The sequence below is a fragment of the Roseateles asaccharophilus genome (genome assembly GCF_004362405.1).
GTDB lineage: Bacteria > Pseudomonadota > Gammaproteobacteria > Burkholderiales > Burkholderiaceae_C > Kinneretia > Kinneretia asaccharophila.
Genome location: NZ_SNXE01000006.1, coordinates 66587 through 91483, shown reverse-complemented (window position 1 = coordinate 91483; position 24897 = coordinate 66587). Strand labels below are relative to the sequence as shown.

At 68.7% G+C, this 24897-nt stretch carries 26 protein-coding genes; 19 read left to right on the top strand and 7 right to left on the bottom strand.

The annotated features are described in order from the left end of the window. Window positions 1-10: 10 nt before the first annotated feature. The 6 genes from DFR39_RS13515 to DFR39_RS13490 all read left to right on the top strand — a co-directional run bounded on the left by DFR39_RS13515 (window position 11) and on the right by DFR39_RS13490 (window position 5552). Complete coding sequence (locus tag DFR39_RS13515) at window positions 11-880, top strand: EamA family transporter (RefSeq protein WP_246030829.1); 870 nt, start codon at window positions 11-13, stop codon at window positions 878-880. A gap of 65 nt (window positions 881-945) precedes the next feature. Continuing rightward, a complete protein-coding gene (locus DFR39_RS13510) occupies window positions 946-2337 on the top strand; it encodes an ethanolamine ammonia-lyase subunit EutB (RefSeq protein WP_133604105.1) in 1392 nt (463 codons plus the stop codon). Beyond that, a complete protein-coding gene (gene eutC / locus DFR39_RS13505) occupies window positions 2334-3143 on the top strand; it encodes an ethanolamine ammonia-lyase subunit EutC (protein WP_133604104.1) in 810 nt (269 codons plus the stop codon). The genes DFR39_RS13510 and eutC overlap by 4 nt, the downstream gene beginning before the upstream one ends. Before the next feature lie 109 nt (window positions 3144-3252). After that, window positions 3253-3504, top strand: coding sequence for a hypothetical protein (locus tag DFR39_RS13500; RefSeq protein ID WP_133604103.1), 252 nt, complete (start codon window positions 3253-3255; stop codon window positions 3502-3504). 153 nt (window positions 3505-3657) lie between these two features. Next, a complete protein-coding gene (locus tag DFR39_RS13495) occupies window positions 3658-4734 on the top strand; it encodes a sensor histidine kinase (protein WP_162849527.1) in 1077 nt (358 codons plus the stop codon). Next, window positions 4731-5552 (top strand): LytR/AlgR family response regulator transcription factor, encoded by an 822-nt coding sequence (locus DFR39_RS13490; RefSeq protein ID WP_133604101.1) that lies wholly within the window; start codon window positions 4731-4733, stop codon window positions 5550-5552. Before DFR39_RS13495 ends, DFR39_RS13490 begins: the two co-directional genes overlap by 4 nt. Before the next feature lie 51 nt (window positions 5553-5603). On the opposite strand, the gene DFR39_RS13485 is transcribed toward DFR39_RS13490, so the two are convergent. The 5 genes from DFR39_RS13485 to kynB form a co-directional block, all read right to left on the bottom strand. Continuing rightward, on the bottom strand, window positions 5604-5834 hold the full coding sequence (locus DFR39_RS13485; protein WP_133604100.1) for a hypothetical protein: 231 nt from the start codon (window positions 5832-5834) through the stop codon (window positions 5604-5606). Between the two features lie 106 nt (window positions 5835-5940). Then, on the bottom strand, window positions 5941-7755 hold the full coding sequence (locus DFR39_RS13480; protein WP_133604099.1) for an aminopeptidase P family protein: 1815 nt from the start codon (window positions 7753-7755) through the stop codon (window positions 5941-5943). A gap of 125 nt (window positions 7756-7880) precedes the next feature. Then, a complete protein-coding gene (gene kynA / locus DFR39_RS13475) occupies window positions 7881-8732 on the bottom strand; it encodes a tryptophan 2,3-dioxygenase (protein WP_133604098.1) in 852 nt (283 codons plus the stop codon). Further along, entirely contained in the window at window positions 8729-10027 is a 1299-nt protein-coding gene (gene kynU, locus DFR39_RS13470) for a kynureninase (RefSeq protein ID WP_133604097.1), read from the bottom strand. The genes kynA and kynU overlap by 4 nt, the downstream gene beginning before the upstream one ends. 10 nt (window positions 10028-10037) lie before the next feature. Beyond that, entirely contained in the window at window positions 10038-10661 is a 624-nt protein-coding gene (gene kynB, locus DFR39_RS13465; RefSeq protein WP_133604096.1) for an arylformamidase, read from the bottom strand. A gap of 247 nt (window positions 10662-10908) precedes the next feature. Here kynB and DFR39_RS13460 point away from each other — a divergent pair, with 247 nt between their 5' ends. The 13 genes from DFR39_RS13460 to DFR39_RS13400 are packed head-to-tail and all read left to right on the top strand — an operon-like array spanning window position 10909 to window position 23577. After that, entirely contained in the window at window positions 10909-13263 is a 2355-nt protein-coding gene (locus DFR39_RS13460) for a bifunctional salicylyl-CoA 5-hydroxylase/oxidoreductase (RefSeq protein ID WP_133604095.1), read from the top strand. Further along, the gene (locus DFR39_RS13455; RefSeq protein ID WP_133604094.1) at window positions 13260-14021 is read left to right on the top strand and encodes an SDR family NAD(P)-dependent oxidoreductase; all 762 of its coding nucleotides are present in this window, start codon (window positions 13260-13262) and stop codon (window positions 14019-14021) included. The genes DFR39_RS13460 and DFR39_RS13455 overlap by 4 nt, the downstream gene beginning before the upstream one ends. A gap of 8 nt (window positions 14022-14029) precedes the next feature. Next, a complete protein-coding gene (locus tag DFR39_RS13450; protein WP_133604093.1) occupies window positions 14030-14524 on the top strand; it encodes a MarR family winged helix-turn-helix transcriptional regulator in 495 nt (164 codons plus the stop codon). 7 nt (window positions 14525-14531) lie between these two features. Continuing rightward, window positions 14532-15371: an enoyl-CoA hydratase family protein gene (locus DFR39_RS13445; protein ID WP_133604092.1), complete on the top strand. Its 840-nt coding sequence runs from the start codon at window positions 14532-14534 to the stop codon at window positions 15369-15371. A gap of 1 nt (window position 15372) precedes the next feature. Beyond that, on the top strand, window positions 15373-16518 hold the full coding sequence (locus tag DFR39_RS19970; protein ID WP_133604091.1) for an acyl-CoA dehydrogenase family protein: 1146 nt from the start codon (window positions 15373-15375) through the stop codon (window positions 16516-16518). Between the two features lie 6 nt (window positions 16519-16524). Beyond that, window positions 16525-18162, top strand: a complete 1638-nt coding sequence (locus DFR39_RS19965; protein WP_133604090.1) for an AMP-binding protein — start codon at window positions 16525-16527, stop codon at window positions 18160-18162. Window positions 18163-18177: 15 nt separating this feature from the next. After that, entirely contained in the window at window positions 18178-19368 is a 1191-nt protein-coding gene (locus DFR39_RS13430; protein WP_133604089.1) for an ABC transporter substrate-binding protein, read from the top strand. 10 nt (window positions 19369-19378) lie between these two features. Then, the gene (locus DFR39_RS13425; RefSeq protein ID WP_133604088.1) at window positions 19379-20299 is read left to right on the top strand and encodes a branched-chain amino acid ABC transporter permease; all 921 of its coding nucleotides are present in this window, start codon (window positions 19379-19381) and stop codon (window positions 20297-20299) included. Window positions 20300-20304: 5 nt separating this feature from the next. Further along, entirely contained in the window at window positions 20305-21267 is a 963-nt protein-coding gene (locus DFR39_RS13420; protein ID WP_133604087.1) for a branched-chain amino acid ABC transporter permease, read from the top strand. Next, a complete protein-coding gene (locus DFR39_RS13415; RefSeq protein ID WP_133604086.1) occupies window positions 21260-22036 on the top strand; it encodes an ABC transporter ATP-binding protein in 777 nt (258 codons plus the stop codon). The genes DFR39_RS13420 and DFR39_RS13415 overlap by 8 nt, the downstream gene beginning before the upstream one ends. Before the next feature lie 2 nt (window positions 22037-22038). Continuing rightward, window positions 22039-22740 carry an ABC transporter ATP-binding protein gene (locus DFR39_RS13410; RefSeq protein ID WP_133604260.1) on the top strand — a complete coding sequence of 234 codons (702 nt, stop codon included), beginning with the start codon at window positions 22039-22041 and terminating at the stop codon, window positions 22738-22740. A 4-nt stretch (window positions 22741-22744) separates the two neighbouring features. Beyond that, on the top strand, window positions 22745-23176 hold the full coding sequence (locus tag DFR39_RS13405; RefSeq protein ID WP_133604085.1) for an acyl-CoA thioesterase: 432 nt from the start codon (window positions 22745-22747) through the stop codon (window positions 23174-23176). Then, window positions 23173-23577 carry a RidA family protein gene (locus tag DFR39_RS13400; RefSeq protein ID WP_133604084.1) on the top strand — a complete coding sequence of 135 codons (405 nt, stop codon included), beginning with the start codon at window positions 23173-23175 and terminating at the stop codon, window positions 23575-23577. The genes DFR39_RS13405 and DFR39_RS13400 overlap by 4 nt, the downstream gene beginning before the upstream one ends. Before the next feature lie 21 nt (window positions 23578-23598). On the opposite strand, the gene DFR39_RS13395 is transcribed toward DFR39_RS13400, so the two are convergent. Together DFR39_RS13395 and DFR39_RS13390 are read right to left on the bottom strand one after the other, a co-directional pair. Further along, a complete protein-coding gene (locus DFR39_RS13395; protein ID WP_133604083.1) occupies window positions 23599-23907 on the bottom strand; it encodes a P-II family nitrogen regulator in 309 nt (102 codons plus the stop codon). Next, entirely contained in the window at window positions 23904-24854 is a 951-nt protein-coding gene (locus tag DFR39_RS13390) for a sodium-dependent bicarbonate transport family permease (RefSeq protein ID WP_133604082.1), read from the bottom strand. The genes DFR39_RS13395 and DFR39_RS13390 overlap by 4 nt, the downstream gene beginning before the upstream one ends. Window positions 24855-24897: the final 43 nt, after the last annotated feature.

Sequence of the window (24897 nt, the reverse complement as noted above, 5' to 3'; positions counted from 1 at the left end):
ACGCTGGGTCGTGGACATCAGCCTGCCCGTACTCGCTGCCGTGCTGCTTGGGGCGCTGCTGCATGCCAGCTGGAACGCGCTGATCAAGTCCGCACCCGACAAGGCGCTCAACACCGCCCTGATCCACGGCCTGGGCACCATACTGGCCCTGCCCCTGCTGCTGTTCACCGGCCTGCCCCAGGCAGCCGCCTGGCCTTATGTAATCACCTCCACCTTGATTCACATCGGCTACTACACGGCCCTGGCCGGGGCCTACAAGCATGGCGATCTGGGCCTGACTTATCCGCTGATGCGCGGCAGCGCGCCCCTGCTGGTGGCCCTCGGCGCCCATGCCCTGCTGGGCGAGCGGCTGTCCACCCTGGCCTGGGTGGGCGTGCTGACCATCAGCCTGGGTGTGCTGACCCTGGGCCTGGCCCAGGCGGGCTCGGCCGGCGGCGATGAATCCCGGCGCCGTAAGGCGATGCGCTACGCCCTGATCAATGCCGTCTTCATTGCCGCCTATACCGTGGTGGACGGCCTGGGCGTGCGCGCCAATGGCGAGGCCGCCTCCTATGTGGCGGCGCTCTTTCTGCTGGACGGTCTGCCTTATCTCAGCCTGGTGCTGTGGCAGCGCCGCGATCGCCTGGACCAGGTGCGGGCTTATATGGCGGCGCGCTGGAAGCCCGCCGCGGGCGGCACGGCCGCCTCCCTGGGCAGCTATGGCATCGCCCTGTGGGCCATGATGCACGCGCCCGTGGCCACGGTGGCGGCCCTGCGCGAGACCTCGGTGCTTTTTGCGGCCCTGATCGGCAGCCTGCTGCTGGGTGAGCGCTTTGGCTGGCAGCGCGCGGCCGGCACCGGCGTGATCCTGGCTGGCATCATGGCGCTGCGCCTGGCCTGAAGTCCCGCAGCGCGTTGCGGGGCTGCACGGTAGCGCCCTGGCACGCGATTCGCTAGGCTGGCTGCATGGCGTATCGACAGCTTCTGGGCGGCATGCTCTGGCACTTCGAGGATCTGCGCAGCCTGCTGGCCCGGGCCAGCTCCCTGCGCTCGGGCGACCAGCTGGCCGGCCTGGCTGCGGGCAGCGCCACCGAGCGCATGGCCGCCCGCCTGGCCCTGGCCGAGCTGCCGCTCAAGGCCTTTCTGAACGAGGCCCTGGTGCCTTACGAGGCCGACGAGGTCACGCGCCTCATCGTCGATACGCACGATGCCGCGGCCTTCGCCCCTGTCGCCCATCTCACCGTGGGCGACTTCCGCGACTGGCTGCTGTCGGACGCGGCCGACAGCGCCGTGCTCGCCGCCCTGGCCCCGGGCCTCACGCCCGAGATGGTGGCGGCCGTCTCCAAGCTGATGCGCAACCAGGACCTGATCGCGGTGGCGCGCAAATGCCGGGTTGTCACCCGCTTTCGCAACACCCTGGGCCTGCCCGGTCATCTGGCGGTGCGCCTGCAGCCCAACCATCCCACCGACGATGCGCGCGGCATTGCCGCCGCCATCGTGGACGGCCTGCTCTACGGCGCGGGTGACGCGGTCATCGGCATCAACCCGGTCAGCGACAGCCTGGTGCAGCTGGAGGGCCTGCTGCGCCTGCTGGACCAGCTGATCACGCAGCTGGATGCACCCACCCAGGCCTGCGTGCTGACCCATGTGAGCAATACCCTGGCCCTGATCGAGCGCGGCGTGCCGGTGGACCTGGTGTTCCAGTCCATCGCCGGCACCGAGGACGCCAACCGCAGCTTCGGCATCGATCTGGCCCTGCTGCGCGAGGCCCAGGCCGCGGCTCTGGCCCAGGGACGGGGCAGCCTGGGCGAGAACCTGATGTATTTCGAGACCGGGCAGGGCAGTGCGCTCTCGGCCGGCGCCCACCACGGCCTGGACCAGCAGACCTGCGAGGCCCGGGCCTATGCGGTGGCGCGGGCCTTCAAGCCCCTGCTGACCAACACGGTGGTGGGCTTCATCGGCCCCGAGTACCTGTTCGACGGCAAGCAGATCCTGCGTGCCGGTCTGGAGGATCATTGCTGCGGCAAGCTGCTGGGCCTGCCCATGGGCTGCGATGTCTGCTACACCAACCATGCCGAGGCCGACCAGGACGATATGGACAATCTGCTCACCCTGCTGGGCGTGGCCGGTGTGAACTTCGTGATGGGCGTGCCCGGGGCCGACGACATCATGCTGAACTACCAGAGCAGCTCCTTCCACGACGCGCTCTATCTGCGCGAAACCCTGGGCCTGCGGCGCGCGCCCGAGTTCCAGGCCTGGCTGGAGGGCCTGGGGGTAGTGGACACGCAGGGCCGCCTGCTGCCCGTGGGCCCGCAACACCCGGCGCTGGCGCGGCTGCGCCAGCCCCTGCTGGCATGAGTGACGACCCCGCCGAGCTGCCTGCCCACAGCGACGCCGCCTGGGCCGATCTGCGCGCGCTCACCCGCGCCCGCATCGCCCTGGGCCGCAGCGGCGCCGCCCAGCGCAGCCGCGATGTGCTGGCCTTTGGCGTGGACCACGCCCTGGCCCGCGATGCGGTGCACCTGCCCCTGGACGAGGCGGCGCTGCAGACCGAGCTGGCGGGGCAGGGCTGGGAGACGCTGTGCCTGCACAGCGCCGCGCCCGACCGCGCCCGCTACCTGATGCGCCCCGATCTGGGGCGGCGCCTGGCGCCCGAGAGCGCCGCGGCCCTGGACGCCGCCTGCGGGCGCTGGGGCGAGATCGAGCTGCAGCCGGTGCTGGCCGACGGGCTCTCGGCCCTGGCCGTGCAACGCCATGCGCCCGCCGTGCTGGCCGCGCTGCGCGAGCGTGCCGGGCCGAGCCTGCGCCTGGGGCCGGTGCTGATCGCCCGCCAGGCCCGGGTGGCCCTGGGCGACGAGATCGGCGAGCGCCTGCGCGCCCAGGCGGTGCTGATGCTCATTGGCGAGCGCCCCGGCCTGAGCTCGCCGGACAGCCTGGGCCTCTACCTCACCTGGGCGCCGCGCCGCGGGCGCAGCGATGCCGAGCGCAATTGCATCTCCAATGTGCGGGCCGAGGGTCTGGCGCCGGCCGAGGCCGCTCGCAAGCTGCTGTGGCTGCTGCGCGAGGCCCGCCGCCTGGGCCAGACCGGGGTGGCGCTCAAGGACCAGAGCGATGCGCCGGCTCTGGAGGCAGCCCCTGCTGCGCCCCGGCTGGGCGGGGCCTGAGCAGCCCCCCATCGGAGGGCCCCCTTCGGTTGTATGGCGCTGACGCTGCGTGGCAGCCATAGTTGCAGCGCAGTCAAGCAGTCGGCCACTGGCGGCCAGGGAGGGCAGCATGCATTTCGAAGAAGTCGATGCCGGGGATTTCCGCATCTACGCCGGCGCCATGGAGCGACCGCGCAGCTTTGGCTATGTGGCCGCGGTGGTGGTGATGCGCTTGCGCAGCGGTGAAAACGCCGCCAGGCAGGAGATGTTCAGGGACGAAAACCTGGCCGGTGGCTATGGCTGGGCTTCACCGGCCGAGGCGCTGCGCTTTGCCATCAGCGCCGGCCGCGATGTGGTGATGTGCGGCTCCAGGAAGCCTTGAGCCGGCCCAGGACGCCAGTGCCGGCCCGCCGCTGAGGGCCGTGATTCCGTCGTTCGTCGCGCCACGCCCGGCACGGGCTTGGAGTGCTGTGGCCGGGCACGCTATCGTGCCGGCATGTTCTCAGCGGCGCCATCTCCATCCCCCGGCTCTCCCTTGCCCAGCCATCGCGAGGCCTGGCAGGCTTTTGTCGCCACGCTGACGCCCGGGCGCATTGCCGTCGCCCTGGGCCTGGCCGTGGTCGCGGCCCTGTTGCTGGCGCCCATCTTCATCACGCCAACGCCCGTGTTGCTCGGGCGCACGCTGTTCGTGGGCTTGCTCAGCCTGCTGGCCTTTGCCGCAGCCGGGCAGTGGCCACGGCGTCTGCCGCGTTGGCTGGCGCGCTGGTTTTTTCAGGTGGTGGTGGTGGTGGCGGCGGTTCCGGCTGGCACCTTGCTGGTCTATCTGGTGTCGGTGGGTGGGGACTTCGCCAGTCTCTTGCGCAGCGAGGGGCGACTGCTGGGCTTTATGTGGATTGCCGGATCCGGCCTCTTGATCGGCCCTTTGCTGGCCATGGGAGCGCTTTACCGTCAGCGGGATGCCGAAGCGCGCAGCCAGGCGCTGCACTTTGAGCTGGAGCGCAGCGAGTTGGAGCGCCGCGCCCTGGACGCTCGCTTGCGCCTGATGCAGGCGCAGGTGGAGCCGCATTTTCTGTTCAACACCCTGGCCAATGTCCGCGCCCTGGTCGAGACCGGATCCCCGCAGGCGGCGCCGGTGCTGGGCAGCTTGATTGCCTATCTGCGCGCGGCCATGCCGCGTCTTCAAGATCCGAGTGCCAGCCTTGGCGACGAGCTGGGCCTGGTGCGGGCCTACCTGGAGCTCATGCATCTGCGCATGCCGGACCGTCTGGCTTACCGCATCGAGGTGCCGGCCGAGTTGCGGACGCTTCGCTTTCCGCCCATGGCCCTGCTGACCCTGGTGGAGAACGCGGTGCGTCACGGTATCGACCCGAGCGAGGAGGGCGGTGTCATCGAGCTGGGCGGGCGGCGCGAGGGGAGCGACGGGCCTGTGAGGCTGTGGGTGAGCGATAGCGGGAGAGGGCTGACCGACTCCAGCGCTTCGGCCGGCAGCAGCGGCACGGGCTTGCGCAATCTGCGTGAGCGGCTGCAACTGGCGTTCGGCAGCTCCGCACGCCTGGACCTGACGGAAAATCGTCCGCATGGCCTGCGCGCCGAGATCGAATTTCAGCCATGAACTTGAATGTCGCCCCCACCGCGCTCATTGCCGATGACGAGCCCCTGCTGCGAGACAGCCTGGAGCGTGCCCTGGCTCAGGCCTGGCCCGAGTTGCGTGTGGTGGCCCGGGCGCGCAACGGGCGTGAGACCGTGGAGCTGTTTGAGCAACTGCAGCCGCAGATCGTGTTTCTGGACGTGCATATGCCGGGTCTGAGCGGTGTGGAAGCTGCGCGCCAGCTGGCGCGGCGGGCGCAGCTGGTCTTTGTGACGGCCTATGAGCAGTATGCGGTGCAGGCCTTTGAGCAAGGGGCCCTGGACTATCTGGTCAAGCCGGTGGAGTCCGCCCGCCTGCGGGACACGGTGCAGCGCCTGCAAGAGCGGCTGGCCAGCCAGCCGGGGGGCACCCGTGGCGGCGGCGCGGCGCTGGAGGCGGCGATGGAGGCTGCCCTGGCACAGCTGGATGAGCGCCTGCGCAGGGCCACCGCGGCGGCAACGCCGCCCAGCCAGCCCGCCTATTTGCAGTGGCTGCGGGCCTCGGTGGGTTCGACATTGAAGCTGATCCCGGTGGACCAGGTCATCTTCATGCGCTCAGATGAAAAATACACCCTGGTGGTCTGGCAGGAAGGTGAAGCCCTGATCCGCACGCCCATCCGGGAGTTGATCGAGCAACTCGATCCCCAGACCTTTGCCCAGGTGCACCGCTCGGTGGTGGTGAATCTGCACGCGATCAGCCATGTGACCCGCGGGCCCAATGAAACGGCGGATCTGCATCTGCGCGGCCGCCCCGAAATCCTGCCGGTCAGCCGCAGCTATCTGCATCTGTTCCGGCAGATGTAGGCCGTCTGGCGCGGGCCTGCGGACCGAGCGGCCCCTGCGCCCTCAATGCCCTCAACGCCCCGCAGGCACCTGAACCAGCACCGGTTCCAGCAGCCAGACGGCCACACGGGTGTTGAGCGCCTCCACCGTGGCCAGGGCGGCCAGCGCCAGCAGCACGATCAGCAGGCCGCGATGCAAGCCGTCCTCGGAGAAACCGTGGGAGAAGAGAAGCGGGGGCGGGGCTGGAGGCTGGGAATAAGCGCCGGGCATGGCCGGGACCACTCGCTTGCTGGACTGCCGCATTTGAGCCTCCGTAGGGATGTGACGGGTGCGGCGCCATGCCGCCCCGCGTCTATCCTGTACAGAGTCTAGGCTCTTGCGCTCGGCTTCGCCAGCCGGCGCAGGACGATCAGACCAGCGCCTCGGTGCGCTGCTTCAGCCAGTCCAGGGCCGCGCCGCTCAGCAGCGGGGCCAGGCGGCGGCGAACCTCGGCGTGGTAGCGATTGAGCCAGTCCACTTCCTCGGCATTGAGCACACCGCGGGCAATGCAGCGGGTGTCGATGGGGCACAGGGTCAGGGTCTCGAAGGCCAGCATCTCGCCGAACTGACCGTTCTCGGGTGTCTCGTGCCCCACATTGAGGATCAGGTTCTCGATACGCACGCCCCACTGGCCCGGGCGGTATAGGCCGGGTTCGTTGGAGGTGATCATGCCCGGCTCCATGGCCATGTTTGCATCCGGCACGGCCTTGGAGATGCTCTGCGGGCCCTCGTGCACATTGATGAAATAGCCCACGCCATGGCCCGTGCCATGGCCGTAGTCTAGGCCGTGCTGCCACAGGGGCACACGGGCCAGGGCGTCCAGCATGGGGCTGAGCGTGCCGCGCGGGAAGACGGCGCGGCTCAGATTGATCATGCCCTTGAGCACCAGGGTGTAGTCGCGCTTCTGGGCATCGCTGACTTGGCCAATGGGCCAGACCCGGGTGATGTCGGTGGTACCGCCCAGGAACTGCGCGCCGGAGTCGATCAGCAGCAGGCCGTTGCCCTCGATCTGCGCATAGGACTCGGGCGTGGCGCGGTAGTGCGGCATCGCGCCATTGGCATTGAAACCGGCGATGGTGGGGAAGCTCAGGCCCTTGAAGCCGGGGCGCTGGGCGCGCGCGGCGGTAAGCCATTCATCCACCGTCAGCTCGCTCAGGCGCTCGCCGCGGGCCAGGGCGGCTTCGAAGCGGGCGTAGAACTCGCACATGGCGGCGCCGTCCTGCTCCATGGCCTGGCGCACAAAGACGGCTTCCTCGGCGGTCTTGCGGCTCTTGGCCAGGGTGCTGGGGTTGATGGCCTCGATGATGCTCACCGACGCGGGAGCGGCCTCGCGCAGACCCAGGGTGACGCGCTTGGGGTCCAGCAGCAGGCGCGCCTCGCCCGGCAGGGCAGCCAGGGCCGCGGCCGCCTGCTCATAGCCGGCCAGCTTCACGCCATCGGCCGCGAGGCGCTCACTCAGGGCCGCGTCCACCTTGCCGGCGCCCACAAAGAGGGTGGCGCTCTGGGCATCCAGCAGCAGATGGGCCATGAAGACGGGGTTGTAGTCCACATCGGCGCCGCGCAGATTCAGCAGCCAGGCCACGTCGTCCACGGTGGAGATGAAGTGGTGGCTGGCACCGCGCGCGGCCATGGCAGCGCGCACCTGGGCCAGCTTGTCGGCCCGGCTGACGGCCGCCTCGGGCGGCAGATGCTCATAGACCGGGGCCGCGGGCAGGGCGGGACGCTCGTCCCAAGCCGCCTGCACCACGTCCAGATCGCTGCGCAGGGTGAGACCGGCGGGCGCCAAGGCGGCGCGCAGCTGCTGAGCCAGGGCGAGGCCCAGCACCTGACCGTCCACGGCCAGGGTCTGGCCGGCGACCAGCTGGGCCAGGATCCAGTCGATGTAATGGCTGGCCGCGCCGGTGTTGACCTTGACCAGCTCGATGCCGGTGCCGGCCAGCTCATGCTCGGCCTGCGACCAGTAGCGGCTGTCGGCAAACACGGCGGCACGCTCCAGGGTCACGACCAGGGTGCCGGCCGAGCCGGTGAAGCCCGAGAGCCACTGACGACCCTGCCAGCGCTCGGGCAGGTATTCGGAGAGGTGCGGATCGGCCGAGGGGACCAGGGCGGCGTGGGCGCCTTGTGCACGCAGCGCGTCGCGAACGCGCTCGATGCGCAGGGCCTGGGGGGCGGTTCGGGTATCCATGGTCGGGCGTCTCCGGAAATAAGAACGCCGCGTGCCGGATGGGCACGCGGCGCTTGCTGTGAATCAAGCGGTGCGCGGATTGTAGAAGCCCGCCCCGCACCCCGCCGCCGCGGGGCGTTCGGCGCTCAAAGCTCGGTGCGCAGGGCCCAGAGCTCGGGGAAGAGCACCACATCCAGCATCTTGCGCAGATAGCTGACGCCGCCGGTGCCGCCGGTGCCGCGCTTGAAGCCGATCACACGTTCCACCGTGGTGACGTGGCGGAAGCGCCAGAGCCGGAAGGCGTCTTCCAGATCTACCAGCTCCTCGCCCATCTGGTAGAGGTCCCAGTGCTCGCGCGGCGCGCGGTAGACCTGCAGCCAGGCCTGCTTGACGCCTTCGTCGGCGGCATAGGCCTGGGTCCAGTCGCGCTGGGTGTGGCTGGCGGGCACGGCAATGCCGCGCCGCGCCATCAGGCGCAGCACCTCGTCGTAGAGCGAGGGTGCCTCATAGGCCGTCTGCACCTGGGCCAGCAGATCGGGCCGGTGGGCATGGGGCTTGAGCATGGCCGGGTTCTTGTTGCCCAGCATGAACTCGATGCGGCGGTACTGCGCGCTCTGGAAGCCGCTGCTATTGGCCAGATAGGGCCGCAGCGCGCTGTACTCGGGCGGGGTCATGGTGCCCAGCACGTCCCAGGCATGCACCAGCTGCTCCATGATGCGCGAGACCCGGGCCAGCATCTTGAAGGCCTCGGGCAGCTCGTCGGCCGCGACCTTGGCCACGGCGGCCTGCAGCTCGTGCAGCATCAGCTTCATCCACAGCTCCGAGGTCTGGTGCTGCACGATGAAGAGCATCTCGTTGTGCTCGGGCGAGAGCGGGTGCTGGGCGCTGAGCACCTGGTCCAGGTGCAGATAGTCGCCGTAGCTCATGTCCTTGGAGAAGTCGAGCTGGGCCTTCTCCTCACGAACGATGTTTTCGGTGTGGTGGATGGGGCAAGTCATGTCACGGCAGCCTTCTGGTTGAAACGGGCCTCGCGCCACTCGCCGCTGGCCAGCACCTGGTGCAGATGCTCCACGGCATCCCAGACCTCGGTGAAGCCGATGTACAGCGGCGTGAAGCCGAAGCGCAGGATATGGGGCATGGCGTCCAGGCGGGCCGGGTCGCCGGCGCGGTAGTCGCCAATCACGCCGCGCGCGATCAGGGCCTGCACCACGGCATAGCCGGCCTCCTGCAGCGGGGCCTTGAGGGCCAGGCAGACCTGGCTGCCGCGTTGTGCCGGTTCGCGCGGCGAGACCACATAGATGCCCAGCTCGGCGCAGCGCGCCTCGGCCAGGGCGGCAAAGGCCTCGGTCAGGGCCAGGGACTTCTCGCGCAGCGCCACCATGCCGCCCAAGGGCTCGGCGGCCAGCACCGTGTCCACACCGCATTCCAGGGCCGAGGTGGCAATCACCGAGGGCGTGCCGCAGACATAGCGACGCACACCCGGCGCGGGCCGGTAGTCCGGCGTGAACTGGAAGGGCGCGGCATGGCCCATCCAGCCCGAGAGCGGCTGCCAGAAGCGGTCGGCATGGCGCGGATGCACCCAGACAAAGGCCGGCGCGCCGGGGCCGCCATTGAGGTATTTGTAGCCGCAGCCGATGGCGAAGTCGGCATTCGCACCCTTGAGGTCCACCGGCACGGCGCCGGCCGAATGGGCCAGGTCCCAGACGGTGAGCGCGCCCGCGGCATGCGCCGCGGCGGTCAGGGCCTTCATATCGTGCTTGTAGCCGCTGCGGTAGTTCACCTCGGTGAGCATCAGCACGGCCAGCTCGGCATTGAGCGCGGCGGGGATCTCGTCCACGCCGTCCACCAGCTTGAGCGTGAAGCCGTGCTGGCGGCACAGGCTTTCGGCGATGTAGAGATCGGTGGGGAAGTTGCTGCGCTCGGACACGATCAGGCGGCGCTGCGGGGCGTCGGTCTTGACGATCTCCAGCGCTGCGGCCAGCACCTTGTAGAGATTGAGCGAGGTGGAATCGGCCACCACCAGCTCACCCGGCGCCGCTCCCACCAGGCGCGCGATCTTGTCGCCCACGCGCTCGGGCAGGTGCATCCAGTCGGCCGTGTTCCAGGCCTTGATGAGGTCGCGGCCCCATTCCTGGGTGATCACTTCCTGCACGCGCGCGGCCGTGGTCTTGGGCAGCACGCCCAGGGAATTGCCGTCCAGATAGATCATGCCGGGCGGCAGATCGAACTGGGCCTTGAGGCCGCGCAGCGGGTCGGCCGCGTCGCGGGCCAGGGCGTCGTCTCTCGTCTTCATGCTCACTCCATCAAAGGGAACGCAGCACGGCGCGCACCGGGGAGGCGCAGGCACCGGCCAGTTTCAGGGGCAGGGCGATCAGCTCGTAGTCGCCCTCGGGTACGTCGTCCAGCACCAGGTTCTCCAGCACGCGCAGGTCCAGGCGCAGCAGCTGCTGGTGGCTGTCCAAGGTCTTGCTGCTGGCCGGGTCCACCGAGGGCGTGTCCAGGCCGATCAGGCGCACGCCGCGCTCGGCCAGCCAGGCCACGGTCTCGGGGGCGTAGGCCGTGAAGTTGGGGTTCCAGACCGTGTCGGCGCGCTGCATGCAGCGCACCAGCACGCGCTCGGGCAGATCGGCCGCCGCATGGGCCAGGTGCTCGATGCGGATCAGCGCTCCGCAGCCGATGGCGTGGATCACGCGGCAGGGGCCGAGGTAGGGGTGCAGATCCACCTCGGCGGCGCTGGCCACGCCGTCGGCGTAGTGCAGGGGCGCGTCGGCATGCGCGCCCACATGGGGCGACATGCTCAGGGCCGAGAGATTGACCGGACAGTCCGGTGAGAGCCTGGCGGTCCAGCGCAGGGCATAGGGCTCGTCGCCGGGAAAGATCGGCGCGTCGGGAGCCACCAGGGGCGAGATATCCCAGAGGCGTTTCATCGTGCTGCTACTCCTTGTGCCCAGCGCTTTTGCCCGGGCGGCGCGCACCTTAACAAGGCTTGAAAAAGCGTGGTGTCGGTTAATTCCAACAAGGCGCGAGGATTTACACAAGGGCCGCGCAAGGCCCTGCACGGCGCATGGCCACGGGGGTAAGTCCCAGGTCCGATGTCTGGGTAAATTGCTTGACGTCTAAACTATCGATGCCTAAAGTTGCCTGCATCCCGGCTCAAGCAAGGCGACGCCCATCATGCGCATCACCTGTATCGGCGGCGGTCCCGCCGGCCTGTATTTCGCGCTGCTGATGAAGAAGCAGAACCCGGCCCACCGGGTCACCGTGCTGGAGCGCAACCGCGCGGGCGACACCTTCGGTTGGGGCGTGGTCTTCTCCGACCAGACCCTGGCCGCGCTGCGCGAGGCCGACCCCGAGACCGCGGCCGAGATCCTGGACGCCTTCAACCACTGGGACGATATCGCCGTGCACATCGAGGGTCGGCGCATGGTCTCGGGCGGCCACGGCTTTTGCGGCATCGGCCGCAAGAAGCTGCTCAACATCCTGCAGTCCCGCTGCGAAGCCCTGGGCGTGGAGCTGCGCTACGAGGCGGACATCCCCGACGACGGCGCGGTGCAGGACGCCGACCTCATCATCGCGGCCGACGGCCTGAACAGCCGCGTGCGCCAGAAGTACGCCGCCACCTACCAGCCCGATATCGATCTGCGTCGCTGCCGCTTTGTCTGGCTGGGCACGACCAAGCTCTTCGACGCCTTCACCTTCGACTTCCAGAAGACGCCCTGGGGCTGGTTCCAAGCCCACGCCTACCGCTTCGATGCCACGCATTCCACCTTCATCGTGGAAGCGCCCGAGCCCGTCTGGCAGGCGGCCGGCCTGGAGCGGATGAGCAAGGAGGAGGGCATTGCGTTCTGCGAGCGCCTCTTTGCCGAGGTGCTGGACGGGCATAAGCTCATCTCCAACGCCTCGCATCTGCGCGGCTCGGCCCAGTGGATTCGTTTCCCGCGCGTGGTCTGCAAGACCTGGGTGCACCGCCGCGCCGAGGACGGCGTGCCCGTGGTGCTGATGGGGGATGCGGCTCACACCGCGCATTTCTCCATCGGCTCCGGCACCAAGCTGGCGCTGGAAGACGCCATTGCCCTGGCCCGCGATATCCAGGCCGCCGCGGGCGATCTGGATCAGGCGCTCGCCGCCTACCAGGCCAGCCGCAGCATCGAGGTGCTGCGCATCCAGAATGCCGCGCGCAACAGCACCGAGTGGTTCGAGAATGTGGAGCGCCATGCCCGCCTGGCGCCCGAGCAGTTCGCCTACTCCCTGCTGACCCGCTCGCAGCGCATCTCGCACGAGAACCTGCGCCTGCGCGACAAGCGCTATGTGGAAGACTATGAGCGATGGCTGGCCCAGCGCAGTGGCCTGGATGGCCAGCAGGCCGTGCCGCCCATGTTCACGCCCTTCAGCCTGCGCGGCCTGCGGCTCAAGAACCGCGTGGTGGTCTCGCCCATGGCGCAGTACAGCTGCCAGGACGGCCTGCCCGGCGACTATCACCTGATGCATCTGGGCGCGCGCGCCGCCGGCGGCGCCGGCCTGGTGTTTGCCGAGATGACCTGCACCTCGCCCGAGGCGCGCATCACCCCCGGCTGCCCGGGTCTGTGGAACGAGGCCCAGACCGCCGCCTGGAAGCGCATCGTGGACCATGTGCATGCGCACAGCACGGCCAAGATCGCGATGCAGCTGGGCCATGCCGGGCCCAAGGGTTCCACCCGCGTGGCCTGGGAGGGCATAGACCAGCCGCTGGAGCAGGGCAACTGGCCGCTGATCTCGGCCTCGCCCCAGCAGTACCTGCCGGGCGTGAGCCAGACGTCGCGGGCGATGACGCGTGAGGACATGGACCGCGTCAAGGCCGACTTCGTGGCCGCGACCCGGCGTGCCGCCGCCGCCGGCTTTGACTGGCTGGAGCTGCATTGCGCCCACGGCTACCTGCTCTCCAGCTTCATCTCGCCGCTGACCAACCGGCGCGAGGACGAGTACGGCGGTGCGCTGGAAAACCGCCTGCGCTACCCGCTGGAGGTGTTTGCCGCCATGCGCGAGATCTGGCCGCAGGAGCGGCCCATGTCGGTGCGCATCTCGGCCCATGACTGGGTGGAGGGCGGCACCACGCCGGAGGATGCGGTGCAGATTGCCGCGGCCTTCAAGGCCGCGGGCGCGGACCTGATCGATGTGTCCTCGGGCCAGGTCAGCAAGGCCGAGAAGCCGGTCTATGGCCGCATGTGGCAGACGCCTTTCTCGGAAGCCGTGCGCAACAAGGTGAGCATCGCCACCATCGCCGTGGGCGCCATCTCCGAGGCCGATCATGTGAACAGCATCATCGCGGCCGGCCGCGCCGACCTCTGCGCCGTGGCGCGTCCGCACTTGGCCAACCCGGCCTGGACCCTGAGCGAGGCCGCGAAGATCGGCTACCTGGGCGGCCCGGGTCTGGACTGGCCCCAGCAATACATCTCGGGCAAGACCCAGCTGGAGCGCGAGTTCGAGCGCCAGCGTGCCCAGGGCGGCGGTGCCGCCGCCGCTGAAGCTGCCAACAAGGCCCTGGGCGTATGAGCGCGCAGCGACATGCGGTGATCACCGGCGGCGGCAGCGGCATCGGCGCGGCCGTGGCGCGGCAGCTGCTGGACCAGGGCCTGCGCGTCACGCTGATGGGTCGCAGCCTGGAGCGGCTGCGGGCGCAGCAGCAGGCCCTTGGAGGCGAGGTGGGCATCCAGGCCTGCGATGTGGGCGATGAGGTCAGCGTGGCCGCGGCCTTTGCTGCCGCTTTTTCTGCCGTGGGTCCCGTGGACATCCTGGTCAACAACGCCGGCCAGGTGGAAACCGCGCCCCTGGCCAAGACCTCGCTGGAGAGTTGGCAACGCCTCCTGAATGTGAACCTCACCGGCACCTTTTTGTGCAGCCGCGCGGTGCTGCCGGGCATGAGCGAGCGCGGCTTCGGCCGCATCGTCAATGTGGCCAGCACCGCGGCGCTCAAGGGCTATGCCTATGTGGCGGCCTACTGCGCGGCCAAGCATGGGGTGCTGGGCCTGACCCGCGCCCTGGCGCTGGAGACGGTGAAGAAGGGCATCACGGTCAATGCCGTCTGCCCCGGCTACACCGAGACCGAGATCGTGGCCCAGGCGGTGCAGACCATCATGGCCAAGACCGGCCGCACGGCCGAGGCCGCCCGCGCCGAGCTGGCCGCGGCCAATCCCCAGGGCCGCATGATCCAGCCCGAGGAAGTGGCCGCCACCGTGGCCTGGCTGGTGGGCGAGGGCAGTGCCAGCATCACCGGCCAGGCGATTGCCGTGGCCGGTGGCGAGGTGATGTGAGGCCCGACATGCTGGACGACGCCCTGCCCGAACCCGATCTGGAATCGCGGGTCAATGACCGCGATCACCAGGCCCTCAAGCTCTGGCTGCGCCTCTTGGCCTGCACCACGCGCATCGAGGATCAGATCCGCCAGCGCCTGCGCGCCGACTTCGGCACCACCCTGCCGCGCTTCGACCTGCTGGCCCAGCTGGAGCGCCACCCCGACGGCCTGAGCATGCGCGAGCTCTCTCAGCGCCTGATGGTGACCGGCGGCAATGTGACCGGCATCACCGACCAGCTGGAGGCCGAAGGCCTGGTGCAGCGCGAGCCACACCCCAGCGACCGGCGCAGCTTCACGGTCAAGCTCACGGCGGCCGGCCGGCGCCAGTTCAAGCGCATGGCCGCCACGCACGAGGGCTGGATCGTCGAGCTGATGGCCGGCTGGGACAAGGAACAGAAAAGCCAGGTCTACGAGCTGCTGGCCGGCTTGAAGACGCATCTGGCCGAAACCACAAGGAAGTGAACGCCTCATGGACCAACATCTGATCACCGGCAATCGCCAGAGCCTGGCCGACTACCGGCCCCAGCATTTCCTCTGGGAGCAGCGCGGCGCCGTGGGCCTGATCACCCTGAACCGCCCGGAGCGCAAGAACCCGCTGACTTTCGAGTCCTATGCCGAGCTGCGCGATCTCTTCCGCACGCTCAGCTATGTGGACGAGGTGCGCGCCATCGTGCTGCAGGGCGCGGGCGGCAATTTCTGCTCGGGCGGCGATGTGCACGAGATCATCGGCCCGCTCACCAAGATGAGCATGCCCGATCTGCTGGCCTTCACCCGCATGACCGGTGATCTGGTCAAGGCCATGCGCGCCTGCCCCCAGCCCATCATCGCGGCGCTGGACGGGGTCTGCGCCGGGGCCGGCGCCATCATGGCCATGGCCTCGGACCTGCGCGTGGGCACGGCCCGCAGCAAGACGGCTTTTCTCTTCACCCGCGTGGGTCTGGCCGGCTGCGATATGGGCGCCTGCGCCATCCTGCCGCGCATCGTGGGCCAGGGCCGGGCCTCGGATCTGCTGTACAGCGGACGCAGCCTGGGCGGCGAGGAGGGCTACCAATGGGGCTTTCTGAACCGCCTGCTGGAGCCCGAGCTGCTGCTGGAAAACGCCCTGAGCTGGGCCGGCGAGATCGCCAGCGGCCCCAGCTTCGGCCATGCCATGACCAAGAGGATGCTGCACCAGGAATGGGCCATGGGTGTGGACGAGGCCATCGAGTCCGAGGCCCAGGCCCAGGCCATCTGCATGATGACCCAGGACTTCCACCGCGCCTATCACGCCTTCGTGGCCAAGCAGCGGCCCGAGTTCCAGGGAGACTGAGATGCATCTCAAACACCTGGACTGGCCTTTTTTCGAGCCGCGGCATCGCGAGCTGGCGGCGTCGCTGGACGCTTGGTGCGCCGCCTATCTGGGTCCTGCGCATGGCGAGGATGTGGACGCCGAATGCCGCAGCCTGGTCAAGGCCCTGGGGCAGGGCGGCTGGCTGCAGCATGCGGTGGCCGAGGGTGCGGGCCAGGCCATAGACACCCGCGCCATCTGCCTGCTGCGCGAAACCCTGGCGCGCTACAACGGCCTGGCCGATTTCGCCTTTGCCATGCAGGGCCTGGGCTCGGGCGCCATCTCCCTGCAGGGCACGCCGGCCCAGCGTGAGCGCTATCTGCCGCGCGTGGCGCGCGGCGAGGCCCTGGCGGCCTTCGCGCTCTCCGAGCCCGAGGCGGGTTCGGACGTGGCAGCCATGCAATGCAGCGCCGTGGCCGATGGTGATGACTATGTGATCAACGGCGAGAAGACCTGGATATCCAACGGGGGCATCGCGGACTTCTATGTGCTGTTTGCGCGCACGGGGGAAGCACCGGGCGCCCGCGGCATCAGCGCCTTAATCGTGGACGCCGGCCTGCCCGGCTTCGAGATTGCGGAGCGCATTGAGGTGATTGCGCCGCACCCGCTGGCGCGCCTCAAGTTCACGAACTGCCGCGTGCCGCGCAGCCAGATGATCGGCGCGCCGGGTGAGGGCTTCAAGGTGGCCATGCGCACCCTGGATGTGTTCCGCACCTCGGTGGCCGCCGCGGCCCTGGGCTTTGCGCGCCGCGCCCTGGAAGAAGGGCTGCGCCAATCGCACGAGCGTGCCATGTTTGGCGCGACTCTTGCCGATCTGCCCCTGACCCAGGCCAAGTTGGCCGATATGGCCTGTGGCGTGGACAGCTCGGCCCTGCTGGTCTATCGCGCGGCCTGGCAGCGCGACCAGGGCCAGACCATCACCCGCGAGGCCGCCATGGCCAAGCTGATGGCCACCGAGAACGCGCAGCGCGTGATCGACGCCGCCGTGCAGCTGCACGGCGGACGCGGCGTGCGGCGCGGCGAGGTGGTGGAGTCGCTCTACCGGGAGATCCGTGCGCTGCGGATCTACGAGGGCGCCAGTGAAGTCCAGCAGTTGATCATCGGTCGAGACCTTTTGAAGAACGGCTAAAGCGCTATGAGCACCACCGCCCACCTGGATACCTTTGCAAGAGATCGCCTCCCTCCCAAAGACCAGTGGCCGGAGCTGCTGTTCGAGCTGCCGAGTCTGCAGTTTCCCGAGCGCCTGAACTGCGCCGATGCCCTTTTGGACCGCTGGGTGCGCGAAGGGCAGGGCGAGCGCCTGTGCATGGAGGGCGCGGGTGGCTTGCGCTGGAGCTATGCCGATCTGCAGGCCCAGGCCAACCGTATTGCCCGGGTGCTGGTGGAGGATCTGGGCGTGGTCAGCGGCAACCGCGTGCTGCTGCGTGGTGCCAACACGCCCATGATGGCGGCCTGCTGGTTCGCCATCATGAAGGTGGGCGCGATCGCCGTGGCCACCATGCCCCTGCTGCGGGCCAAGGAGCTGGTGCAGGTGATCCAGAAGGCCGAGGTCAGCCACGCCCTGTGCGACGAGCGCCTGGCCGAGGAGCTGCAGCTGGCCCAGGCCCAGTGCCCCACGCTGCGGCAGGTGCTGCACTACGGTGGCGCGGGTGCACTGGAAGCGCGTGCGGCGGCCAAGCCGGCGAACTTCACCAATGTGGACACCGCGGCCGAGGACTGCTGCATCATCGCCTTCACCTCGGGCACCACGGGCCAGCCCAAGGGCACCATGCATTTCCACCGCGATGTGCTGGCCATCTGCCAGTGCTGGCCGGTGCACTGCCTGCGCGCGCGGCCCGAGGACAAATTCATCGGCAGCCCGCCCCTGGCCTTCACCTTCGGCCTGGGCGGCCTGGTGCTCTTTCCCATGAGCATCGGCGCCTCGACCGTGCTGCTGGAGAAGGCCTCGCCCGAAGCCCTGCTGCCGGCCATCGCGCAATATCGCGCCACCATCTGCTTCACCGCGCCCACTGCCTACCGCGCCATGGCGGCCCAGGTGGGCGGCCATGATCTGTCCAGCCTGCGCCAGTGCGTGAGCGCTGGCGAGGCCCTGCCGGCCGCCACCCGCGCGCTCTGGAAAGAGGCCACCGGCATCGAGATGATCGACGGCATCGGCGCCACCGAGCTGCTGCACATCTTCATCTCCCACACCGAGGCCGAGGCCCGCCCCGGCGCCACCGGCCGGCCGGTGCCGGGTTACCAGGCCTGCATCCTGGACGATGAGGGCCGGGTCTTGCCCCCCGGCCAGGTGGGTCGTCTGGCGGTGAAGGGCCCCACGGGCTGCCGCTATCTGGCCGATGAGCGCCAGACCCGCTATGTGCAGGGCGGCTGGAATCTGACGGGCGACGCCTATCTGATGGACGAGCAGGGCTACTTCGTCTACCAGGCCCGTACCGACGACATGATCATCTCCGGCGGCTACAACATCGCCGGCCCCGAGGTGGAGAGCGCCCTGCTGCTGCATCCCAAGGTGGCGGAATGTGCGGTGGTCGGGGCCCGGGACCCGGAGCGCGGCGAGATCGTCAAGGCCTTTGTCGTGCTGCGCGATGGCCAGGGTGATGCCCTGAGGCAAGACCCGGCCCTGGAGAGCACTCTGATCAAGGAGTTGCAGGACTTCGTCAAGGCCAGCATTGCGCCCTACAAGTACCCGCGTGCGATAGAGTTCCGCGCCAGCCTGCCGCGCACCGAAACCGGCAAGCTGCAACGTTTCCGTCTGCGTCAAGAAGCCCAATAACCGGAGAGAACGACGATGAGCAAGAAGACGACGAATGCTGTGCTGTGTGCGGCCCTGCTGTTGGGTCTGGGTGCCGGGGCCGGTTCGGCCTGGGCGGCCGACAAGGTCAAGATCGGTCTGCTGTCCACGCTCTCCGGCCCCGGCGCCGGTCTGGGCGTGGACATCCGCGATGGCTTCAATCTCGCGCTCAAGCATGCGGGTGGCAAGTTTGGCGGCCTGCCCGTCGAGCTGATCGTGGCCGACGATCAGCAGAACCCCGATGTGGCCAAGCAGACGGCGGACCGCCTGCTCAAGCGCGACAAAGTCGACTTCATGAGCGGCATCGTGTTCTCCAACATCATGCTGGCCGTGGGGCCCAGTGTTTTCGCGGCCCAGGTGCCCTATGTGTCGGCGAATGCCGGCCCCTCGCAGTACGCCGGGGAGCAGTGCAACCCCTACTTCTTCAACGTGGCCTGGCAGAACGACAACCTGCATGAGGCGGTCGGCAAGACCGTGATGGACAAGGGCTTCAAGAAGGTGGTGCTGCTGGCGCCCAACTATCCTGCGGGCAAAGACGCCATCAACGGCTTCAAGCGCTTCTACAAGGGCGCGGTGGCGGACGAGATCTACACCAAGCTCGGCCAGCTGGACTACTCGGCCGAGCTGGCCCAGGCCCGCGCCGCCAAGCCGGATGCCATGTACATATTCCTGCCCGGGGGCATGGGCATCAACTTCATCAAGCAGTTCGTGGGCGCCGGCCTGTCCAAGGACATCACGCTCTTCGGCCCTGGCTTCTCGGCCGACGAGGATGTGATCAAGGCCGTGGGCGAACCCATGCTGGGCATGTTCAACAGCTCGCACTGGGCCCACGATATGGACAATGCCGCCAACAAGAAGTTCGTGGCGGACTTCCAGAAGGAATACGGCCGTCTGCCCTCGCTCTACGCCTCCCAGGGCTATGACGCGGCGCAATCGATCGCGGCCGCGGTGCGGGACGTCAAAGGCAATGTCGATGATCGCGCCGCGGTACTCAAGGCACTCAAGGCTGCCAAGTTCGATTCCGTGCGCGGCCCCTTCAAGTACAACAACAACCAGTACCCGGTGCAGGACTATTACCTGCGCGTGATCGTCAAGGACAGCCAGGGCCGTGTCACCAACAAGACCCTGGGCAAGATCTTCAGCAACCACGCGGATGCCTATGCGGCGTCCTGCAAGATGAAGAGCTGAGCCCACCGCCATGGACTGGATTCTGGTGGCCGAGCAGGCCCTCAACGGCCTGCAGTTCGGGCTCATGCTGTTCTTGCTGGCCGCCGGGCTGACCCTGGTGTTCGGCATCATGGACATGATCAATCTGGCCCATGGCTCGCTCTATATGGTGGGTGCCTATCTGGCGGCGGCGGTGGCCGCGGCCAGCGGCTCCTTCCTGCTGGCGGTGCTGGCGGCCCTGGTGGGCACGGCGGCCTTCGGCATGCTGCTGGAGGTGACCCTGCTGCGCCGGCTCTACCAGCGCGACCACCTGAGCCAGGTGCTGGCCACCTTTGCCCTGATCCTGATGATCAATGAGGGCACGCGCATGATCTGGGGCTCGCAGCCGGTGATGCTGAACCTGCCCGCAGCCCTGTCCGGTCCGGTGGAACTGCTGCCGGGTCTGTACTACCCGGCCTACCGCCTGCTGATCATCGGCGTGGGTCTGGCCGTGGCCCTGCTGCTCTATCTGCTGGTGACCCGCACCCGCTGGGGCATGTGGGTGCGCGCCGGGGCCTCCAACCGCGCCATGGCCACGGCCATGGGTGTGAACATCCGCTGGCTGTTCACGGCGGTGTTCGGCTTTGGCGCCGCCCTGTGCGCCCTGGCCGGCTCCCTGCTGGGGCCGCTGCTGGCGGTGCAGGTGGGCATGGGGGAGAGCATCCTGATCCTGGCCTTTGTGGTGATCGTGATCGGCGGCATCGGCTCCATCCGTGGCGCCCTGGTCGGCGCGCTGCTGGTGGGGCTGGTGGACACCTGCAGCCGGACCTTGCTGCCGGCCTTGCTGCGCCAGCTGGCCTCGCCCGAGGTGGCCTCCAATCTGGGGCCGGCCCTGGCCTCCATCCTGATCTATGTGCTGATGGCGGCCGTGCTCTTCTGGAAGCCCCAGGGCCTGTTCCCCGCCCGAGGATGAGGACCATGCGTACAAGCCTTCTGCATCACCACGGCGCCGGACGCTGGATCTGGCCCTTGCTGGCCCTGCTGGCCGCCTTGCCGCCCATTCTTGGCGCCTTCGGCCTGGAGTTCTATGTGGGCGTGGCCACGCGGGTGCTGATCTTCGCCATCGCGGCTTCCAGCCTGAATCTGATCCTGGGCTTCGGCGGCCTGGTGAGCTTTGGCCATGCGGCCTTTGTGGGCCTGGGCGCCTACACCGTGGGCATCCTGATGGACGCTGGCATCAGCTCGGCCTGGATCGCCTGGCCGGCAGCCATGCTGGTGGCAGGTCTTGCTGCGGCGCTGATCGGCGCCATCAGCCTGCGCACGCGGGGGGTGTACTTCATCATGATCACCCTGGCCTTTGCGCAGATGTTTTACTACCTCATGGTCTCGCTCAAGGCCTATGGTGGCGAGGATGGCCTGCCCCTGGCGGCGCGCTCCAGCCTTGCGGGCCTGAATCTGGCCGATGACGCCAGCTTCTACTGGGTGGTGCTGCTGCTCTTTGCCGCGGTCCTGCTGGGCATGCAGCGCCTCTTGAACTCGCCCTTCGGCTGGCTGCTGCAGGGGGCTAAGGAGAACGAGACCCGCATCGGCGCCGTGGGCGGGCGGGTGTTCGAGCTGCAGTGGCAGGCTTTCGTGCTGGCGGGCGCCATTGCCGGCCTCGCGGGCGCCTTGCTCGCCAATCTGAACGGTCTGGTGACGCCCCACATCATGCATTGGTCGCAGTCGGGCCAGCTGATGGTGATGGTCATCATCGGTGGAGCCGGCTCGCTGTGGGGCGGTGCGCTGGGGGCCGCCACTTTCTTGCTGCTGGAGGAGCTGCTGGCCGGCTACACCCTGCACTGGCAGCTGGCACTGGGCGTGCTGCTGCTGGGCGTGGTGCTGTTCGCGCCGCGCGGCCTGGCCGGCCTGAGTTTCAAGCGTGGAGCCAAGCACCATGGCTGAGTCCCAAGCCCTGCTGCGGGTGCAGCATCTGGTCAAACGCTTTGGTGCCCTGGCCGCCACGGACGACGCCAGCTTCGAGGTGGCGCGCGGTGAGGTTCACGCCCTGATCGGCCCCAATGGTGCGGGCAAGACCACGCTGATCCACCAGATCTCGGGCGCCCTGGCACCGGATGCGGGCCAGATTGTCTTTGATGGGCAAGACCTGACCCGCCAGCCCATGGCGCGGCGCGTGCAGGCGGGTCTGGTGCGCAGCTACCAGATCACCAGCATCTTCAAGCGTTTCTCGGTGCTCGACAACCTGGCCCTGGCCCTGCAGGCGCGCCGGCCCGGCCGGCCGTCCTGGTGGCGCAGCGCCCTGCGTGATGAGGCCGTCTACGCCCAGGCCCAGGCGCTGCTGGCGCGCATCGGCCTGGCTAGCCAGGCCGACCGCGTGGCCGGCAGCCTGGCCCATGGCGAGCAGCGCCAGCTGGAGGTGGGCCTGGCCCTGGCGGCCCAGCCCCGGCTGCTGCTGCTGGACGAACCCATGGCCGGCATGGGGCCCGACGAGTCGGAGCGCATGGTGGCCCTGCTGCACTCGCTCAAGGCCGAGGGCCTGACCCTGCTGCTGGTGGAGCACGATATGGACGCGGTCTTCCGCCTGGCCGATCGCATCTCCACCCTGGTCTTCGGTCGGGTGATCGCCAGCGACACGCCCCAGGCCATCCGCGAGCACCCCGAGGTGCGCAAGGCCTATCTGGGCGAGGACGAGGAACTGGAGGCCGCGCTGTGAGTCTGCTCGAGGTATCGGGCCTGGAGGCCTGCTATGGCCGCAGCCAGGTGCTGTTCGGACTGGATCTGCGGGTGGAGCAGGGCCAGGTTGTGACCCTGCTGGGCCGGAATGGCATGGGCAAGAGCAGCACGCTCAAATGCCTGACGGGCTGGATGGCGCCCAGTGGCGGCCGCGTCCGCTTTGCCGGCGAGGACGTGACGGGCTGGGGCGCCGACCGCATCGCGCGCCTGGGCCTGGCCATCGTGCCGGAGGGGCGCCAGGTCTTCCCCAATCTCTCGGTGCGCGAGCATCTGGAAGCCTTTGCCGCCAACCGCAGCGGGGCGAGTGATCCCTGGGATGTGGAGCGGGTGTTCGCGCTCTTCCCGCGCCTGCGGGAGCGCAGCAGCAATATGGGCAACCAGCTCTCGGGCGGCGAGCAGCAGATGCTGGCCATAGGCCGGGCCCTGGTGACCAATCCGCGCCTGATGATTCTGGACGAGGCCACCGAAGGCCTGGCCCCGCTGATCCGCGAGGAGATCTGGCGCTGCCTGGCCACCTTGCGTGCCGCGGGCCAGACCATTCTGGTGGTGGACAAGTATGTGAAGCGCCTGATCCGTCTGGCCGACCAGCACAGCATCCTGGAGCGCGGCCGCGTGGTCTGGCAGGGCGATTCGGCGGCCCTGGATGCCGATCACGGCCTCTGGCACCGCTATCTGGGGGTCTGAGCCCATGAGCAAGGACACGATTGTTTTCGAACGCCAGGAGCTGGTGCGCTTCGGCCACTGCGACCCGGCGGGCATCGTCTTCTATCCACGCTACTTCGAGATGCTCAATGCGCTGATCGAGGACTGGCACACCCAGGGTCTGGGCGTGGACTATGCGCAGCTGCTGGGGCCGCGCCGCGTGGGCCTGCCCACGGTGCGGCTGGACACCGAGTTCCAGCGCATCAGCCGCATGGGCGATGTGTTGCGCCAGACCATTGCCATCGAGAAGCTGGGCCGCAGCTCCCTGGCGCTGCGGGTGGTGTTCGAGGGCCTTGACGGCCCGCGGGTGCGCTTTGACCAGGTGCTGGTCTGCACCTCGCTGGAGACGCACAAGGCCCAGCCCTTTCCCGATGATTTGCGCGCCGCCCTGGAACGCGCCGTAGGAGACAAGCCATGAACACCAACAAGCAGATTCTTCAGCCCGCCGGCTGGGCCCCGCCACGCGGCTACGCCAATGGCGTGGCCGCCAGCGGGCGCCAAATCTATGTGGCCGGCCAGATTGGCTGGAATGCGCAGTGCCAGTTCGAGAGCGATGACTTCATCGCCCAGGTGCGCCAGACCCTGCTCAACATCAAGGCCGTGCTGGCCGAGGCCGGTGCCACCCCCCAGCACATCACCCGCATGACCTGGTATCTGATCGACAAGCGCGAATACCTGGCACGCGGTCGCGAGGTGGGGCAGGTCTACCGCGAGGTGCTGGGCACCGAGTACGGCATTGCGATGAGCGCGGTGCAGGTGGCTGGTCTGATGGAGGACCGGGCCAAGGTGGAGATCGAAGTGACCGCGGTGCTGCCCTGAGCCGGCAGGGCTTGGGCCCGCTCAGTAGCGCTCGGCGCGCAGCACGCTCACATCGCTGAAGTACATCACCACGCTGTAGTCCTGCGCGTACTTGGCCAGCACCGCGTCGGCAATCGCATCGGCCACGGACGGCTCGCAGATCACCTTGATCTCGATGGTGCGGTTGGCTTCCCAGTCGCCGTCGCGCTCCCCTTCCGGAAAGGCGCCGCGCACCTCGCTGATGGTCCAGACATGGGCCTGGTGGCGCTTGAGCTCGGCCAGCAGGCGCGGCTCCAGCGCGGCCTCGGCCACCAGGGTCAGCTTGGTCTTGGGGTGGTGCTTGTTGTTCATCGCGTGAAGTGCGGAGCGAGGTGCAGGTACAGCGGAATGCCCACCAGCAGATTGAAGGGAAAGGTGACGCCGAGGGCGCAGGCGATGGCCAGCCCGGTATTGGCCTGGGGGACCGCCACGCGCAGCGCGGCCGGTGCCGCGATATAGCTGGCGCTGGCCGCCAGGGTGGCCAGCAGCGTCACGCCGCCGACTTGCAGCCCCAGCAGCATGCCGACGGTCGCGCCGGCCAGGGCCAGCAGCGGTGGCAGGGCGCAGCCCAGGAGCACGAGCTTGATGCCATGGCGCTTGAGCGCCCCGAGCTGGCCGCCCGCCACCAGGCCCAGCTCCAGCAGGAACAGGGCCAGCACGCCCTTGAAGGGGTCGATGAACACCGCCTTGATGGGCGCCACGCCCGCGTCTCCCGCCACCGCACCGATGAGCAAGCCGCCCATCAGCAGCAAGACGCTCTTGCCCAGCAGCACCTCATGGGCCAGCAGATCCCAGCGTATGCGGCCGCTGCCGGTATCCGCGCGCTTGAGTGCCAGGCGGGCCAGCACGATGCCCACCACCAGGCCCGGCGCTTCCATCACCGCCACCCACAGGGCGGCGTGTGATTCATAGGGCAGGCCAGCGCGCTGCACCGCGGTCAGGGCCACGGCGAAGGTCACGACGCTGACCGAGCCGTAATGCGCGGCCAGGCCGGCCGCATCCACGGGCTTGAGCCCGGCCAGGCGCAGCAGCGGCGTGACCGCCAGCGGGACCAGGGCGCCCAGAATCATCACGCCCAGCACCTGGGGCAGCAGGTCCATCAGGGGTTGCCGGCTCAGCTCCAGCCCGCCCTTGAGGCCTATGGCCAGCAGCAGATAGATGGTGAGGGTTTCGTACAACGCTTCCGGCAGGCGCAGATCGCTCTTGACCACGCGCGCGAAAACCCCGAGGGCAAAAAAGAGGACAACGACGTCGAGCATGGGCGTGGATTGTCGCAAAGCCCTCGGGCTTTTCGAGCCGCGC

Bases quoted from the DNA above. Each gene is read 5' to 3' on its own strand.
- DFR39_RS13510 (WP_133604105.1), top strand. From the start codon at position 946: ATGGCGTATCGACAGCTTCTGGGCGGCATGCTCTGGCACTTCGAGGAT.
- eutC (WP_133604104.1), top strand. From the start codon at position 2,334: ATGAGTGACGACCCCGCCGAGCTGCCTGCCCACAGCGACGCCGCCTGG.
- DFR39_RS13500 (WP_133604103.1), top strand. From the start codon at position 3,253: ATGCATTTCGAAGAAGTCGATGCCGGGGATTTCCGCATCTACGCCGGC.
- DFR39_RS13490 (WP_133604101.1), top strand. From the start codon at position 4,731: ATGAACTTGAATGTCGCCCCCACCGCGCTCATTGCCGATGACGAGCCC.
- DFR39_RS13485 (WP_133604100.1), bottom strand. From the start codon at position 5,834: ATGCGGCAGTCCAGCAAGCGAGTGGTCCCGGCCATGCCCGGCGCTTAT.
- DFR39_RS13480 (WP_133604099.1), bottom strand. From the start codon at position 7,755: ATGGATACCCGAACCGCCCCCCAGGCCCTGCGCATCGAGCGCGTTCGC.
- kynA (WP_133604098.1), bottom strand. From the start codon at position 8,732: ATGACTTGCCCCATCCACCACACCGAAAACATCGTTCGTGAGGAGAAG.
- kynU (WP_133604097.1), bottom strand. From the start codon at position 10,027: ATGAAGACGAGAGACGACGCCCTGGCCCGCGACGCGGCCGACCCGCTG.
- kynB (WP_133604096.1), bottom strand. From the start codon at position 10,661: ATGAAACGCCTCTGGGATATCTCGCCCCTGGTGGCTCCCGACGCGCCG.
- DFR39_RS13460 (WP_133604095.1), top strand. From the start codon at position 10,909: ATGCGCATCACCTGTATCGGCGGCGGTCCCGCCGGCCTGTATTTCGCG.
- DFR39_RS13455 (WP_133604094.1), top strand. From the start codon at position 13,260: ATGAGCGCGCAGCGACATGCGGTGATCACCGGCGGCGGCAGCGGCATC.
- DFR39_RS13450 (WP_133604093.1), top strand. From the start codon at position 14,030: ATGCTGGACGACGCCCTGCCCGAACCCGATCTGGAATCGCGGGTCAAT.
- DFR39_RS13445 (WP_133604092.1), top strand. From the start codon at position 14,532: ATGGACCAACATCTGATCACCGGCAATCGCCAGAGCCTGGCCGACTAC.
- DFR39_RS19970 (WP_133604091.1), top strand. From the start codon at position 15,373: ATGCATCTCAAACACCTGGACTGGCCTTTTTTCGAGCCGCGGCATCGC.
- DFR39_RS19965 (WP_133604090.1), top strand. From the start codon at position 16,525: ATGAGCACCACCGCCCACCTGGATACCTTTGCAAGAGATCGCCTCCCT.
- DFR39_RS13430 (WP_133604089.1), top strand. From the start codon at position 18,178: ATGAGCAAGAAGACGACGAATGCTGTGCTGTGTGCGGCCCTGCTGTTG.
- DFR39_RS13425 (WP_133604088.1), top strand. From the start codon at position 19,379: ATGGACTGGATTCTGGTGGCCGAGCAGGCCCTCAACGGCCTGCAGTTC.
- DFR39_RS13420 (WP_133604087.1), top strand. From the start codon at position 20,305: ATGCGTACAAGCCTTCTGCATCACCACGGCGCCGGACGCTGGATCTGG.
- DFR39_RS13415 (WP_133604086.1), top strand. From the start codon at position 21,260: ATGGCTGAGTCCCAAGCCCTGCTGCGGGTGCAGCATCTGGTCAAACGC.
- DFR39_RS13405 (WP_133604085.1), top strand. From the start codon at position 22,745: ATGAGCAAGGACACGATTGTTTTCGAACGCCAGGAGCTGGTGCGCTTC.
- DFR39_RS13400 (WP_133604084.1), top strand. From the start codon at position 23,173: ATGAACACCAACAAGCAGATTCTTCAGCCCGCCGGCTGGGCCCCGCCA.
- DFR39_RS13395 (WP_133604083.1), bottom strand. From the start codon at position 23,907: ATGAACAACAAGCACCACCCCAAGACCAAGCTGACCCTGGTGGCCGAG.
- DFR39_RS13390 (WP_133604082.1), bottom strand. From the start codon at position 24,854: ATGCTCGACGTCGTTGTCCTCTTTTTTGCCCTCGGGGTTTTCGCGCGC.